At 40.6% G+C, this 15,690-nt stretch carries 12 protein-coding genes; 1 reads left to right on the top strand and 11 read right to left on the bottom strand.

Features of this window, described 5'->3' with window-relative positions; all coding sequences use genetic code 11:
- Window positions 1–11: 11 nt before the first annotated feature.
- The 9 genes from A6E06_RS02320 to sdhC form a co-directional block, all read right to left on the bottom strand.
- On the bottom strand, window positions 12–1,622 hold the full coding sequence (locus tag A6E06_RS02320) for a methyl-accepting chemotaxis protein (protein ID WP_065591448.1): 1,611 nt from the start codon (window positions 1,620–1,622) through the stop codon (window positions 12–14).
- A gap of 231 nt (window positions 1,623–1,853) precedes the next feature.
- Window positions 1,854–2,726, bottom strand: coding sequence for a succinate--CoA ligase subunit alpha (gene sucD, locus A6E06_RS02315; protein WP_065591447.1), 873 nt, complete (start codon window positions 2,724–2,726; stop codon window positions 1,854–1,856).
- A complete protein-coding gene (sucC, locus tag A6E06_RS02310; RefSeq protein WP_065591446.1) occupies window positions 2,726–3,892 on the bottom strand; it encodes an ADP-forming succinate--CoA ligase subunit beta in 1,167 nt (388 codons plus the stop codon). Before sucC ends, sucD begins: the two co-directional genes overlap by 1 nt.
- Window positions 3,893–4,043: 151 nt before the next feature.
- On the bottom strand, window positions 4,044–5,255 hold the full coding sequence (gene odhB, locus A6E06_RS02305; RefSeq protein WP_065591445.1) for a 2-oxoglutarate dehydrogenase complex dihydrolipoyllysine-residue succinyltransferase: 1,212 nt from the start codon (window positions 5,253–5,255) through the stop codon (window positions 4,044–4,046).
- A 19-nt stretch (window positions 5,256–5,274) separates the two neighbouring features.
- A complete protein-coding gene (sucA, locus tag A6E06_RS02300) occupies window positions 5,275–8,091 on the bottom strand; it encodes a 2-oxoglutarate dehydrogenase E1 component (RefSeq protein ID WP_065591444.1) in 2,817 nt (938 codons plus the stop codon).
- Window positions 8,092–8,199: 108 nt separating this feature from the next.
- On the bottom strand, window positions 8,200–8,913 hold the full coding sequence (locus tag A6E06_RS02295; RefSeq protein WP_065591443.1) for a succinate dehydrogenase iron-sulfur subunit: 714 nt from the start codon (window positions 8,911–8,913) through the stop codon (window positions 8,200–8,202).
- Window positions 8,914–8,927: 14 nt separating this feature from the next.
- Window positions 8,928–10,694, bottom strand: coding sequence for a succinate dehydrogenase flavoprotein subunit (gene sdhA, locus A6E06_RS02290; protein WP_065591442.1), 1,767 nt, complete (start codon window positions 10,692–10,694; stop codon window positions 8,928–8,930).
- Window positions 10,694–11,041 (bottom strand): succinate dehydrogenase, hydrophobic membrane anchor protein, encoded by a 348-nt coding sequence (sdhD, locus tag A6E06_RS02285; protein ID WP_065591441.1) that lies wholly within the window; start codon window positions 11,039–11,041, stop codon window positions 10,694–10,696. Before sdhD ends, sdhA begins: the two co-directional genes overlap by 1 nt.
- Entirely contained in the window at window positions 11,035–11,430 is a 396-nt protein-coding gene (sdhC, locus tag A6E06_RS02280; protein ID WP_065591812.1) for a succinate dehydrogenase cytochrome b556 subunit, read from the bottom strand. The genes sdhD and sdhC overlap by 7 nt, the downstream gene beginning before the upstream one ends.
- Window positions 11,431–11,822: 392 nt before the next feature.
- Between sdhC and A6E06_RS02275 the strand changes: the two genes are divergently transcribed.
- Entirely contained in the window at window positions 11,823–13,112 is a 1,290-nt protein-coding gene (locus A6E06_RS02275; protein ID WP_060990440.1) for a citrate synthase, read from the top strand.
- A 102-nt stretch (window positions 13,113–13,214) separates the two neighbouring features.
- Here the strand turns inward: A6E06_RS02275 and A6E06_RS02270 are convergent, their stop codons facing one another.
- Window positions 13,215–13,970 carry a Nif3-like dinuclear metal center hexameric protein gene (locus A6E06_RS02270; protein ID WP_065591440.1) on the bottom strand — a complete coding sequence of 252 codons (756 nt, stop codon included), beginning with the start codon at window positions 13,968–13,970 and terminating at the stop codon, window positions 13,215–13,217.
- Between the two features lie 73 nt (window positions 13,971–14,043).
- Entirely contained in the window at window positions 14,044–15,690 is a 1,647-nt protein-coding gene (pgm, locus tag A6E06_RS02265) for a phosphoglucomutase (alpha-D-glucose-1,6-bisphosphate-dependent) (protein ID WP_065591439.1), read from the bottom strand.

Raw genomic sequence — 15,690 nt, 5'->3', positions numbered from 1 at the left:
CTATCGTTAACTTAAAGCTTAAATCGATTCACTATCGCAGTTAAGTTATCGGCCATCAAACCTAGTCTCTCTGACTGTCTTTCCGTTGCATCAACATCTGACGCGTTCTCATTCGCAAAAATATTAATCTCTGTAATGAGTTGGTTAACACTAGATGTAGCGACTAATTGCTCTTCTGTCGACGCGGAGATTTGACTGTTCATTGTTTGTATAATAGCAACAGATTCAAAAATAGAACTCACTGTATTTTGAGTGGCAATCGTCTGCTCTGCAATTTGATGAGCATCATCCGAATTACTTTGCATCAAGGTAACTGACTTTATTGCTTCATCTTGCAGCTCTATAATCATATTAGATATTTGAGTCGTACTATCTTGAGTTCTACTCGCTAATAATCGAACTTCATCTGCAACAACGGCAAAGCCTCTACCACTTTCACCGGCTCTTGCCGCTTCAATCGCTGCATTTAAAGCTAATAAATTTGTTTGATCAGCAATGCTACGGATCACATCTAAAATACTACCTATATTTTCTGTTTTGATTTGTAAATTACCAATAACCTTCGCAACATCTTTAATATTAAGCGCTAAGGTTTGCATATCACAATTCATGTGACCAATGGTGTCAATACAATGCGCAGACGTACTGTTTACTTCCAAAGCTGAATTCGTTGCTTGAATCGCACTTTTTGTTACTTCATCAATACTAACAACCACTTGATCTGTTGCAACTGCCGCTTGTCCAAGTTGATCAGTTTGAGCTTTCATACTTATATTCATTGTATGAGCAGATGACGATAGGTGGTGTGATGACTCACTTAGCTCAAGAGTTAATTGATTAATATCTGTCACTAATTCTTTAATATTTCTTGCCATGTCAAGAATTCGCCCATAGATACCAACATGATTAAAGCTTGTATCATTAATATGAGTTAAATCGCCACGAGAAATACGATCAACCACATTTAAAATAATATCAGGTTCATTGCCTAGCGTTTTATTGTATTTTTGTACGGCAAAAAACATAACAAAACCAATAAATAGGTTAACAATAAAGCCAATAGTTAAGCCTTCAATAAGAAATGAACGGAAGGTATCATTTACTTTTTTCTCTTGAACACCGCTGCCTAAATACCAATTCCAATATTTAGTTTTTACTGCTATAGATTTAACTTCTGTTGTAATTCTTTCTCGAGTAGTAAACCAAGAATAAGTAATCACCTGTCCAGCAACAGTAAGGTTACTTAGAATATGACTCTTTGCTTCAGGACTAACTATACTTTCAAACGACTTACCAATAATTTGCGGGTCTAAGGGGGCAGCTAAGAAAACCAAGTTTTCATCCGTCATCCAGATATACTCATTATCTGAATATGCATAGCTTTGCATTAACTCACTAGCTAATTTTTTTGCTTTAATCTCATCTAACTCGCCAGAAACTACTTTTTGCTCTAAGGTTGAAATCGTATTTTTAGCATTTGTTAATAAGTTTTCTAACCTTGTTACGTTATTTGTTTCTAATGTATATCTAACATTGTATGCGCCCATAACAATAGACCCAAACATTGCTGTAGAAAAAATTAAATAGATGATGACATACTTAGATTTAGTATTAAGTTGCATGTGTATTCTCAAATTAAATAACCATTAATAATAGTGCTAGTCATTCTTTGAGTTCTATTAGATATGTCCTTAGAAAGAAAAGCGGCAAATCTTATCAAAGGATTGATTATTGCCTATACTTTTTTCTGTCTACCTATATGTAAGAAAATATTTCCAATCGTTACAAATACAAAAAAGCCATTCATATTTCTATAAATGGCTTTTGCTTTATTCATGTATTGGTTTAAATCATTACCAACCAGTCACTTCTCGTAAACCTTTACCGATATCAGCAAGGCTCTTAACGGTTTTAACGCCTGCGGCTTCAAGTGCTGCAAACTTATCTTCAGCAGTACCTTTACCACCAGAGATAATCGCACCAGCATGACCCATACGCTTACCTGGAGGAGCGGTAACACCTGCAATATAAGAGACAACAGGCTTTGTTACATTGTGCTTAATAAACTCAGCCGCTTCTTCTTCCGCTGTTCCGCCGATCTCACCAATCATTACAATTGCTTCTGTTTCTGGATCTTCTTGGAACAGTTTTAAGATATCGATAAAGTTTGAACCAGGAATTGGATCACCACCGATACCAACACACGTTGATTGGCCAAAGCCTTCATCTGTTGTTTGCTTAACGGCTTCATAAGTCAGCGTACCTGAACGAGATACGATACCAACTTTACCTTTCTTATGAATGTGACCTGGCATGATACCAATCTTACATTCATCAGGAGTGATAACACCCGGGCAGTTAGGGCCAATCATTACTACGCCTTCAGCATCTAGACGAACTTTAACGTCAAGAAGATCAAGTGTTGGAATGCCTTCTGTAATCGTTACGATAAGCTTAATGCCTGCATCGATTGCTTCAAGAATTGCATCTTTACAGAAAGGTGCTGGTACATAAATAACAGAAGCGGTTGCGCCAGTTGCTTCAACTGCATCACGAACGGTATTAAATACAGGAAGGCCTAAATGAACTTGACCGCCTTTGCCTGGTGATACGCCACCAACCATTTTTGTTCCGTAATCAATTGCTTGCTCTGAGTGGAATGTTCCTTGGCCACCAGTGAAACCTTGGCAGATAACTTTTGTATCTTTATTAATTAGTACAGACATTATTTGCCCTCCGCAGCAGCAACAACTTTTTCAGCCGCTTCAGTTAATGAAGTAGCCGCAATGATATTTAGGCCACTTTCAGCCAGTTTTTGTGAACCAAGTGGTGCGTTGTTACCTTCAAGGCGAACAACGACAGGAACTTTTACACCCACTTCTTCAACAGCACCAATGATGCCATCTGCAATTAGGTCACAACGTACAATACCACCAAAGATGTTTACTAGAACGGCTTTAACATTGCTGTCTGATAGAATGATTTTGAACGCTTCAGTGACACGCTCTTTTGTCGCACCGCCGCCAACATCAAGGAAGTTAGCAGGTTGACCACCGTGTAGATTTACGATGTCCATTGTGCCCATAGCAAGACCAGCACCATTAACCATACAACCAATGCTTCCATCTAGGGCAACATAGTTTAGTTCCCACTGTGCAGCATGTGCTTCGCGCTCATCTTCTTGAGATGGATCATGCATTTCACGCAGTTTTGGTTGACGGTACATTGCGTTTGAATCAATGTTAATTTTACCATCTAGACATAGAAGATTGCCTTCTGCTGTCACAACAAGAGGGTTAATTTCCAGTAGAGCTAAGTCGTACTCAGCAAACATATTGCCAAGACCCAAAAAGATCTTAACAAATTGCTTAATTTGATCGCCTTCAAGGCCAAGCTTAAATGCTAACTCACGACCTTGGAAAGCTTGAGGACCAACTAATGGGTCAATCGCCGCTTGGTGAATTAACTCTGGCGTTTCTTCAGCAATCTTCTCGATATCCACACCACCTTCAGTTGATGCCATGAATACAATACGTTGAGTCGCACGGTCAACAACCGCACCTAAGTATAATTCGTTTGCAATGTTTGATGCTTCTTCAACCAAGACTTTAGTTACTGGTTGGCCGTTAGCATCCGTTTGGAAAGTCACTAGATTTTTACCTAGCCACTTTTGTGCGAATTCTTTAACGCCTTCTTTTGTATCATGCAGTTCAACACCGCCCGCTTTACCACGGCCACCGGCATGGACTTGACACTTTACAACTTTTTTCGCTGTGCTAATACGTCCAGCAGCTTCAAAAGCCTCTTGAGCGGTATCACAAGCATAACCTTCAGGTACAGGAAGGCCGTATTCTGCAAAGAGTTGCTTTGCTTGATATTCATGTAGGTTCATTATGTTCTATCCATTTTAGTTATTCCCTTTAATGGGAATTTTTAATGTCCTAAGACGCTCTAAGGCATCTTTCTATTTTTATCCAATAATGAAGTTGAATAAGAGGCTACCGTGAGCATAGTAGCCTTTGTTTATTACGAGAGGTTTACGATTAAACGTCTAGTAGTAAGCGAGCAGGATCTTCAAGTAACTCTTTAATCGTTACTAGGAAACCTACTGATTCACGACCATCGATTAAACGGTGGTCATAAGATAAAGCAAGATACATCATTGGCAGTATTTCTACCTTTCCGTTAACCGCCATTGGACGGTCTTGGATTTTATGCATACCTAAAATTGCTGCTTGTGGTGGGTTAATAATTGGTGTCGACATAAGCGAACCAAATACACCACCATTTGTGATAGTAAAGTTACCACCAATCAAATCTTCAACCGCTAACTTTCCGTCACGACCTTTGATTGCAAGCTCTTTAATGCCTTTCTCTATATCAGCAAAGCCAAGTGCATCACAGTCTTTTAGTACTGGAGTTACCAAACCGCGCGGTGTAGATACCGCCATGCTGATATCAAAATAGTTATGATAAACAATATCATCACCATCAATTGATGCATTCACTTCAGGGTAACGCTTAAGTGCTTCAGTTACCGCTTTCACATAGAAAGACATGAAGCCTAAGCGTGTACCGTGACGCTTTTCAAACTGCTCTTGATATTGCTTACGAAGTTCCATGATTGGCTTCATGTTGACTTCATTAAACGTTGTTAGCATTGCTGTGTTGTTTTTCGCTTCTAACAGACGTCTTGCTACTGTTTTACGAAGACGCGTCATTGGCACGCGTTTTTGACTGCGATGTGCTAACGCTTCTGCTGGCACTTCCGCTGCTTTTTCTGCTTTTGGTGCCGCTTTTAATGCTGCAACGTGGGCATCTACATCTTCACGAGTAATACGACCACCAACACCAGTGCCTTTCACATCAGAAGAAGCAATATCATGCTCACCCAATAGACGACGTACTGCAGGGCTTAACGCATCATTACTCTCTTCAGATAAAGAAGCAGTATGGCGCTTATCAGGTGAAGGTTGAGTATCACTTGTTACGTCTTTCGTTGGTTCTCCAACAACTGCACCCGGCTTAAGACGTGCAAGTAATTGCTTAGAAAGAACCGTTGCACCGTCTTCTTCTAAAATAGCCTCTAATACACCAGCTTCAGGCGCTGGCACTTCAAGAACAACTTTATCCGTTTCAATGTCTACAAGTATTTCGTCACGCTCAACTGCATCACCAGGTTTTTTATGCCATGTTGCTACAGTAGCGTCTGCTACAGATTCAGGTAAATCTGGAACCAGAATTTCGATTGTCATATCCGTTTTCCTATACTTTCTAGTTCTTATTTAGGGTCAGAGCGTCTTCAACTAACGCTTTTTGTTGTTTCACGTGCACTGACATATAGCCAACTGCCGGAGAGGCAGACGCCGGACGTCCTGCATAATTTAAGATTGCATTGTTTGGTAGTGCCGAACGGAAGTTATGTTGGCTTGAATACCAAGCACCTTGGTTCTGTGGCTCTTCTTGACACCAAACGTAATCTTCAACATTCGTGTATTGTGCAATTGCCGCTTCTACGTCTTCTTTCGGGAATGGGTAGAGCTGTTCAATACGAACAATTGCAATGTCATTTTGTTCATTAGTGCGGCGTTGCTCTAATAGATCAAAATAAACTTTACCAGAACAAAATACGACACGTTTCACTTGTGTAGGATCTAAGTCATCAATTTCAGGAATTGCTGGTTGGAAGTTCCCTTCCGCTAATTCTTCTAGTGATGACGTACACAGTGGATGACGTAATAACGATTTCGGCGACATAACAATCAGTGGACGACGCATTGGGCGTACAACTTGACGACGCAACATGTGGTAAACCTGTGCAGGGGTCGATGGAACCACCACTTGCATGTTTTGTTCAGCACACATTTGTAAAAATCGTTCTAGTCTTGCTGATGAATGCTCAGGGCCTTGACCTTCATAACCATGAGGTAACAACATAGTCAGACCACACATACGGCCCCACTTTTGCTCTCCTGACGAGATAAACTGGTCAATTACTACTTGTGCACAGTTCGCAAAATCACCAAATTGTGCTTCCCAAATAGTTAAGCCGCTTGGTTCTGCTGTTGCATAGCCATATTCAAAAGCAAGTACTGCCGCTTCTGATAGTACAGAATCATGCACTTCAAATGGGCCTTGTTTATCATGAATATTTGCTAATGGTACGTAAGTACTTGCATCAGATTGATTATGAAGAACAGCATGACGGTGGAAGAAAGTACCGCGGCCTGAATCTTGTCCAGTAATACGGATTCGCTGACCTTCGTCAACCAATGTTGCATAAGCTAATGTTTCAGCCATGCCCCAATCAATGGCTTTTTCACCAGCGACCATAGAAATACGGTCATTACACATCTTATTTACACGACTGTGTAATTTATGACTCTCTGGATACTGACAAACACGCTGACCAAGCTCAACTAAACGAGTTTTATCGAATTTGTTGTCCCATTCAATATTCCAGTCATGGCCAAGAAATGGAGTCCAGTCAACGTTATGCAATTGCATAGGACGCCACTCTTTTACTACAACTTCACCATGATCAAGTGCATCACGATACTCATTAATTAATTGAGTTGCTGTTTCCAATTCAAGATCTTGACGCTCAATCAATGTATCAGCATATAGCTTACGAGGCGTTGGGTGCTTCTTGATTTTTTGATACATCAATGGCTGCGTTGCATTTGGTTCATCAGCTTCGTTATGACCATGGCGGCGGTAACAAACTAAATCAATCACGACATCACGTTTGAATTCATTTCTGTAATCCAAAGCAATACGAGTAACGAAAGCAACGGCTTCAGGATCATCCGCATTCACATGGAAAATCGGAGCCTGAACCATTTTAGCAATATCAGTACAATACTGCGTTGAACGCATATCTTTTGGATTCGATGTCGTAAAACCAACTTGGTTATTAATAACGATACGAATCGTACCACCTACATGGAATGCACGAGCCTGAGACATATTGAATGTTTCAGCTACAACACCTTGACCCGCAATTGCAGAATCACCATGAATAGTAATAGGAATAACTTTATTACCCGCAGAATCATTTAAACGGTCTTGTCGAGCTCGAACAGAACCAATAACAACTGGGTTAACAATTTCAAGGTGAGACGGGTTAAACGCAAGGGCTAAGTGAACATTACCACCAGAGGTAGCAAAATCTGAAGAGAAGCCTTGGTGGTATTTAACATCACCAGTACCCCATGATTCGCCATGTTTACCTGCAAATTCATCGAAGAGGTCTTGCGGTTTTTTCCCTAGAACATTAATAAGCATGTTCAATCGGCCACGGTGAGCCATTCCGATAACAACTTCGCGACCACCATTTTCACCAGCACGGCGGATAATTTCTTTTACCATTGGAACCATGGCATCGCCACCTTCCAATGAGAATCGCTTCGCACCTGGGAATTTAGCGCCTAAATAACGTTCTAAGCCTTCGGCAGCCGTTAGCTCTTCAAGGAACGTTAATTTTTCTTGTGCAGTAAAAACAGGATTACCCGCTACAGATTCTAAACGCTGTTGGATCCAACGCTTTTCTTCTGTATTAGTAATATGCATGTATTCCGCACCGACAGAGCCACAATAAGTGCCACGTAATGCGTTATACAAATCAGACAGTTTCATTGTCTCTTGCCCTGAAGCAAAAGAACCAACGTTAAATGTTTCTGAAAAATCTTCGTCATTTAAATTATGAAAAGAAGGTTCTAATTCAGCAACATATTCATGCTGTTGCAGTGCTAATGGGTCTAAATTTGCATTTTGGTGACCACGAAAACGGTATGCATTGATTAACTGCAATACTCTTACTTGTTTAGCATCTACATCTGGATCATTAACTTGAGCACTAACTTGCTTTGTTTCTTTCGCAAGACGACGGAAATAATCTCGTACAGGGGAATGAGCTTGCTCTGATGCGCCAGTATTTTCGACTGGAAGCGTATCAAAAACTTCTCTCCATTCATCGCTAACGATTTCCGGGTCACTGAGATAGAGTTCGTAGAGATCTTCTACGTACGTTGCATTAGCGCCAGCTAAATGTGAAGACTCAAACCATGTCTTCATCACGCTATTCTGCATTATTTTCCCTTAATCCAGTAGTTTCACGTCTATCCCGGTCTTTTGTGCCGGGCTTATAAGACTCAACTAATACACATTAGTTCTGCATATCAGTTGAGGTGATATAGGTTATACCGCTCTTTTCAATAGCATTGTCTTTATATGACCAATTGCTTTTGTTGGATTTAACCCCTTAGGACATACACTTACACAATTCATTATGCCATGGCAACGAAAAACACTGAAAGCATCATCTAAATTAGATAAACGTTCATTTGTCGCGGTATCACGGCTATCAATTAACCAACGATAAGCGGCAAGTAGGCCAGCAGGTCCAATGAATTTATCAGGGTTCCACCAGAATGATGGGCACGATGTCGTACAACACGCACACATAATGCACTCATACAGCCCATCTAAGTGCTCACGTTCTTCTGGAGATTGCAGGTTCTCTCTTGAAGGAGGAGTTGCACCATCACTGATTAAGAAAGGTTTTACCTTCTCATAATTTTCATAGAATTGTGCCATATCGACGATCAAATCTCGAACGACAGGCAGACCAGGTAATGGACGAATAACAAGATCGCCTTTACCTATTAGCTCTGATAATGGAGTGATACAAGCCAATCCATTTTTACCGTTCATATTTAAACCATCAGAACCACATACGCCTTCACGACATGAGCGACGGAAAGATAGTGTAGGATCTTGTTCTTTCAATAAGATAAGTGCATCTAACACCATCATATCAGAACCTTCTTCTACTTCTAACGTATACGCCTTCATGTGAGGGGCATTATCTACGTCTGGATTGTAACGATAGATTGAAAAATTCAATTTCATCTTTCTGCCCTCTCTTAGTACGTACGTGCTTTAGGTGGGAATGCTTCACGATGGATTGGCTCCATGTTCACACCACGCTTAGTCATCGACTCTGTCTCAGGGTTATATACTGAGTGGCATAACCAATTCGCATCATCACGGTCAGGGAAGTCAAAACGAGCATGAGCTCCACGGCTCTCTGTTCGGAAGTTTGCAGCGACCGCCGTTGCAAATGCGGTTTCCATCAAATTTTCTAACTCTAGACATTCAATACGTTGTGTGTTGAATTCTGTTGATTTATCAGCAAGGTAAGCATTTTTAAGGCGTTCACGGATCACTTTAAGCTCTTCAAGGCCTTTTGCCATTGCATCACCTTCGCGGAATACCGAGAAGTTGTTTTGCATACATTGTTGTAAATCTTTACGGATTTGAACTGGATCTTCACCACCCGTACTGTTTTCCCAACGATTGTAACGCTCAAGAGAAGCTTCAATATCAGCATCAGTAGCAGGCTTAGCTTCGGCTTGCTTCTTCAGTGTTTCACCTAAATGAAGCCCTGTTGCACGACCAAATACCACTAAATCAAGTAGAGAGTTACCACCTAAGCGGTTAGCACCATGTACTGACACTGAGGCAATCTCACCACAAGCAAATAAGCCTTGGATTTCAACATCTGCACCTGCGTCATCTTGCTTAATTGCTTGACCAGACACTTGTGTTGGCACACCACCCATCATGTAATGACAAGTAGGGATCACAGGAATTGGTTCTTTTACTGGATCAACATGAGCAAAGGTACGAGATAGCTCACACACACCAGGCAGACGAGATTCAAGCGTTTCTTTACCTAGGTGATCCAATTTAAGCTTAATATGAGGACCCCAAGGACCATCACAACCACGACCTTCACGGATTTCGACCATCATTGAACGCGCAACAACATCACGGCCCGCTAAGTCTTTCGCGTTTGGAGCATAGCGCTCCATGAAGCGCTCACCATCTTTGTTCAGTAGGTAACCACCCTCGCCACGACAACCTTCAGTTACAAGAACACCGGCTCCTGCGATACCCGTTGGGTGGAATTGCCACATTTCAATATCTTGCATTGGAACACCAGCACGAATAGCCATACCAACACCATCACCAGTATTGATGTGTGCATTGGTTGTTGACGCATAAATACGACCAGCACCACCTGTAGCAAGGATGGTTGCTTTCGATTTAAAGTAACAAACTTCGCCGGTTTCCATACAAAGTGCCGTACAACCTAAAATTGCACCGTCTTCATTTTTAACTAAATCAAGCGCATACCACTCTGAAAAGATGGTCGTTTTATGCTTAATGTTTTGTTGGTATAAGGTATGAAGCAAAGCATGACCGGTACGGTCTGCTGCTGCTGCGGTTCGTGCTGCTTGTTCACCACCAAAATTCTTAGATTGACCACCAAATGGACGTTGATAAATTGTGCCATCATCAAAACGAGAAAACGGTAAACCCATTTTTTCTAATTCGATAACCGATTCAGGCCCATTTTTACACATGTACTCAATCGCATCTTGGTCACCAATATAATCAGACCCTTTTACGGTATCGTACATATGCTGTTCCCAATGATCTTCATGCGCATTACCAAGAGCGACGGTAATACCACCTTGAGCAGATACAGTATGAGAGCGAGTTGGAAATACTTTTGATAACAAGGCACATGATAAGCCTTGCTCTGAAATTTGCAGTGCGGCTCGCATACCCGCACCACCAGCACCGATCACTACGGTGTCAAATTCTCTAACAGCAATACTCACTACACACCCCACACTATAACTAAACCAGAAAAGAAATATCCCAAAAGAACACTCACCAAACCTAATTGAAGCAGAGCACGCAACAGCATAGGTTTAATGTAATCAGTAAGTACTTGCCATAAACCAATCCATGCATGGATTAATATGGAAAGTAACGCTAGCATCGTAAATACTTTTGTGAACAAACCACCAAAGAAGTTTGTCCATGATAGGTACGTCAGATCTGGGCCAAAGGCACAGAAACCAACAATATAGAATGTGTAGAGGGTAAGAATGATCGCGCTAGCACGAATTAAGATAAAATCGTGTACGCCATTACGACCAAAGGAAGATACGTTAGCTACCATACCAATACTCCTGCTAAAAGAGATAATACCGCTGTAATTGCAAACGCAACCTTAGCACTTTGAGTACCTGACTCAAGCTCTTCAAAATAGCCCATATCCATCAATAAATGACGAACACCGACCACAATATGATAAGCAAGCGCAGTCAGAATTCCCCACATAATGAACGTCACAAAAAAACCATCGATATAATCAGCGGCTTGTGCGAATCCAATAGGTGAAGAAAGTGATAGGTTGAGCAACCAAAGTAGTATTCCAATAGAAACAAAAGTAATCACACCACTTACGCGATGCAATATTGAGGCGATAGCCGTTAAAGGAAAACGGATCGTTTGTAGATCTAAGTTGACAGGTCTAGACTTTTTAACTTTCACAAGGGGCTCACTCAGCTCCATTGAGCATTTTATTGTTATAGATACCTCTGATCTATCAAAAGCTATGTAAATTTAACATTTTAATAACTTTCATTGTGAGCAACATCTCTTTATGTGAGTAATTTAACAAATAAAACTCTATTTTTAAGTAGATGAATATCTCGTTAACCCTATATAATATAAGGGACAGAACAGAAACTCAGCCGCAGTATACGATGTGAAACATCTGATTACAAACGGTTAAATAATACCTACATCACACCACAGAAAATTAACTTTTTTTTGATTAAAAATATAAACAAGTGCACACATAAGCGCACAAAAATTGACATTAGCCCGCGTAATGGGTACAAAGTTGTCACTCTCATATCCGGGATAATATAAAAATATAACAAAAGGAGAATGTTATGGCTGATAAAAAGGCAACCCTTCACATCGAAGGTCAAGCCCCAGTAGACATGCCGATCATGGATGGAACTATCGGTCCTGAAGTGATCGATGTGCGAAAATTAGGCGCAAGTGGCTACTTTACTTTTGACCCTGGTTTTCTTGCCACTGCATCTTGTGAGTCCCAAATAACTTATATCGATGGTGATAAAGGTGTTTTATTACATCGCGGTTTTCCAATAGATCAATTAGCAAATAATGCCGATTATTTAGAAGTCTGTTACATACTGCTAAATGGCCAAGCTCCAAGCCGTGAAGAATACGAGGCATTTAAAGATATTGTTACTCGTCATACCATGGTTCATGAGCAGATTTCTAGTTTCTTCCACGGCTTCCGCCGTGATGCTCACCCAATGGCTGTTATGTGTGGTGTTGTAGGTGCTTTAGCTGCCTTTTATCACGACTCATTAGACGTTAGTAATGATGAACACCGTGAAATCGCGGCATTCCGACTGTTGTCAAAAATGCCAACACTTTCTGCCATGTGTTATAAGTACTCTATTGGTCAGCCGTTTATCTATCCACGTAATGACTTAACGTACGCAGAAAATTTCTTACACATGATGTTTGCAAACCCATGTGAAGAGTATGAAGTAAATCCTGTTGTCGCTCGCGCTATGGATAAAATTTTCACACTTCATGCTGATCACGAACAAAATGCATCGACATCAACCGTTCGTCTAGCGGGTTCTTCTGGCGCAAATCCATTTGCGTGTATCGCAGCAGGCATAGCTTCTCTATGGGGTCCTGCCCATGGTGGCGCAAATGAAGCTTGTCTACGTATGCTTGAAGAGATTGGCTCTCTTGACAACATTGATGAATACGTTGAAAAAGCAAAAGACAAAGATGACCCATTCCGCCTAATGGGCTTTGGTCACCGTGTTTATAAAAATTATGATCCACGTGCAACGGTAATGCGCGAAGCGTGTCATGAAGTACTAAAAGAGCTTAACATTAAAGATCCATTATTGGATGTAGCAATGGAACTTGAGCGTATTGCACTTTCTGACGAATACTTTGTCTCTAAGAAACTGTATCCAAACGTAGATTTTTACTCTGGTATTATCTTAAAAGCGATTGGTATTCCGGTTTCTATGTTTACTGTTATCTTCGCGCTGTCTCGTACTGTCGGTTGGATTGCACACTGGAGCGAAATGCACAGTGATCCAAATAACCGTATCGGCCGTCCGCGTCAACTTTACACTGGTGAAGAGCTTCGTGAATTCAAGCCTCTTCATGAGCGTGAATAGAACTAGTTTACGTAATTAGACATGTAAACAAAAAAGGTTGATGCTCATGCATCAACCTTTTTTATTACGTATTAATTAATAACAATAACTATTTAAAATAGCTTAAACTGGATTATCAATATCAATAAATTCCACATCAAAGCCATGTTCTTTTGCTAACCACTCACCCAGAGCCTTAACACCATAGCGCTCGGTCGCATGATGACCAGCAGCAAAATAGTGAATACCTAATTCACGCGCGATATACGTCGTTCTTTCAGATACTTCACCAGAAATAAACGCATCAATCCCTTGCTGTGCAGCTAATTCAATATAATCTTGCCCACCACCAGAACACCAAGCTACCGTTTTTATCTCTTTATCAACATCAGGTGCTATATGTAGAGGGGCTCTATTCAATACTTGATGAATTCGTGCACTTAACTCTTTACCAGATAACGCAACGTCAAACTCTCCTTTCATTGCAATAGATTGAGGTGTCACTTCTAATCCTTCCACATTTGAAATAGAGAATAAACGAGCTAATTCTGCATTGTTACCTAATATAGGGTGAATATCTAAAGGAAGATGATAAGCCAATAGATTAATATCACTTTTAATTAAAGAACGAATACGATTACCCTTCATTCCTTTAATTGATTCACTTTCACCCTTCCAAAAATATCCATGGTGAACGAGCAAAGCATCTGCGTTTTTTTCAATAGCCACATCAATTAATGCTTGTGAAGCGGTTACACCTGTAATGATTTTTGTGACTTCAGATTTGCCTTCGATTTGTAATCCATTTGGGCAGTAATCTTTGATAAGTTGAGGTTTTAATTCTTGGTTTAATAGCTGTTCCAACTGAAAATTATTCATTATTACTGTCCATTTTAAATAATAAAAAAGCAGCGACATGCGCTGCTTTTATTAAAGAATTAACGGGTTTAAATTATAAGCCCGCGTCTTTAAATACATTGCTTACAATTTCTTGTGCTTCTTGTTCAATTAATGCTAAATGTTCAGCACCTTTAAAACTTTCACAGTAAATCTTGTAGATCTCTTCTGTTCCTGATGGACGAGCAGCAAACCAACCATTCGCAGTAGTCACTTTCAGGCCGCCAATCGCCGCACCATTACCTGGAGCATGCGTTAAACGAGCCGTGATCTCATCACCAGCAAGTGTTGTTGCTGAGACCATTTCAGGAGATAATTTACTTAATACTGATTTTTGTGCTTTATTAGCAACCGCTTGAATTCGGTTATAGCTAGATTCGCCATGCTGAGCTGCAAGTTTATTATAGTACTCTTGAGGGTTCATGCCTGTAATTGCTGTGATTTCAGCAGCAAGTAGACATAACAGGATACCATCTTTATCCGTTGACCAAGGTGTGCCATCAAAACGCAAGAAAGAAGCCCCTGCACTCTCTTCACCACCAAAGCCTAAACTGCCATTGTACAGTCCATCAACAAACCATTTAAAGCCAACCGGTACTTCGCATAGATCGCGGCCTAAATCAGCAACGACTTTATCAATAATCGCTGAGGACACTAGAGTTTTACCTACAGCAACCTCTGGCTTCCAATCAGGACGATTACGATATAAATAATCAATACATACGGCTAGATAATGGTTTGGATTCATTAAGCCTGATGGCGTAACAATGCCATGACGATCATAATCAGGATCATTACCAAACGCTAAATCGTAATCATCTTTTAATGATAACAAACCTGCCATTGCGTAAGGTGAAGAACAATCCATACGTATTACACCGTCTTTATCTAACGACATAAATTGGAATGAAGGATCAATTGCTTCACTTACTAGAGTTAAATCCAGATCAAATACTTGACCTATTTGACGCCAGTATTCGATACCAGAACCACCAAGTGGATCGACACCTAATTTAAGATTTGCTTTTTGAATCGCGTCAATATTAATAACGTTTTTAAGGTCATCAATATATGGCTTCACTAAATCCACTTGCTTAACCAGATCAGACTTCATTGCTTCATTGATCGCAATGCGCTTCACACCACTTAACTCATTCGCGATATAAGCATTGGCTTGGTTTTCAATCGCCGTAGTTAACTCACCTTCCGCTGGACCACCATGTGTCGGGTTATATTTGATCCCGCCATCTTGAGGAGGGTTATGCGAAGGGGTAATGACGAGACCATCTGCTTTATTATCAAATTTAACATTATGCGTTAAAATTGCATGAGATATACCAGGCGTTGGTGTATAGCCATTATCCTCTTGGATAATCACTTCAACACCATTAGCCACAAGCACTTCAATGGTAGAAGTAAATGCAGGTTCAGATAAAGCGTGTGTGTCTTTACCTAAGAAAAGTGGGCCTGTTACTCCAGTCTCTTTACGAACATCAGCCACAGCTTGAGCAATCGCCCAAATGTGATGCTGATTAAACGTTGCTTTATCAGACGTTCCTCGGTGCCCTGAGGTACCAAACTGAACTTTTTGATCTGGATTAGTTGCATCAGGTTCTAATAAAAAATAATTAGCAACTAATGCTGGGATGTTGTGTAAATCTTCTTGCTGAGCTTTCTGCCCAGCGCGAGGATGTATAGCCAT

The organism is Aliivibrio sp. 1S175 (assembly GCF_001690985.1).
In the GTDB taxonomy this organism is placed as follows: Bacteria; Pseudomonadota; Gammaproteobacteria; order Enterobacterales; family Vibrionaceae; genus Aliivibrio.
Note: the sequence above shows the minus strand (reverse complement) of the source record. Positions and strands in the feature narration are given on the sequence as shown.

What these genes read in the sequence shown, in the direction of transcription:
- A6E06_RS02320 (WP_065591448.1), bottom strand. Translation starts at nt 1,622, where the DNA reads ATGCAACTTAATACTAAATCTAAGTATGTCATCATCTATTTAATTTTT.
- sucD (WP_065591447.1), bottom strand. Translation starts at nt 2,726, where the DNA reads ATGTCTGTACTAATTAATAAAGATACAAAAGTTATCTGCCAAGGTTTC.
- sucC (WP_065591446.1), bottom strand. Translation starts at nt 3,892, where the DNA reads ATGAACCTACATGAATATCAAGCAAAGCAACTCTTTGCAGAATACGGC.
- odhB (WP_065591445.1), bottom strand. Translation starts at nt 5,255, where the DNA reads ATGACAATCGAAATTCTGGTTCCAGATTTACCTGAATCTGTAGCAGAC.
- sucA (WP_065591444.1), bottom strand. Translation starts at nt 8,091, where the DNA reads ATGCAGAATAGCGTGATGAAGACATGGTTTGAGTCTTCACATTTAGCT.
- A6E06_RS02295 (WP_065591443.1), bottom strand. Translation starts at nt 8,913, where the DNA reads ATGAAATTGAATTTTTCAATCTATCGTTACAATCCAGACGTAGATAAT.
- sdhD (WP_065591441.1), bottom strand. Translation starts at nt 11,041, where the DNA reads ATGGTAGCTAACGTATCTTCCTTTGGTCGTAATGGCGTACACGATTTT.
- A6E06_RS02275 (WP_060990440.1), top strand. Translation starts at nt 11,823, where the DNA reads ATGGCTGATAAAAAGGCAACCCTTCACATCGAAGGTCAAGCCCCAGTA.
- A6E06_RS02270 (WP_065591440.1), bottom strand. Translation starts at nt 13,970, where the DNA reads ATGAATAATTTTCAGTTGGAACAGCTATTAAACCAAGAATTAAAACCT.
- pgm (WP_065591439.1), bottom strand. Translation starts at nt 15,690, where the DNA reads ATGGCTATACATCCTCGCGCTGGGCAGAAAGCTCAGCAAGAAGATTTA.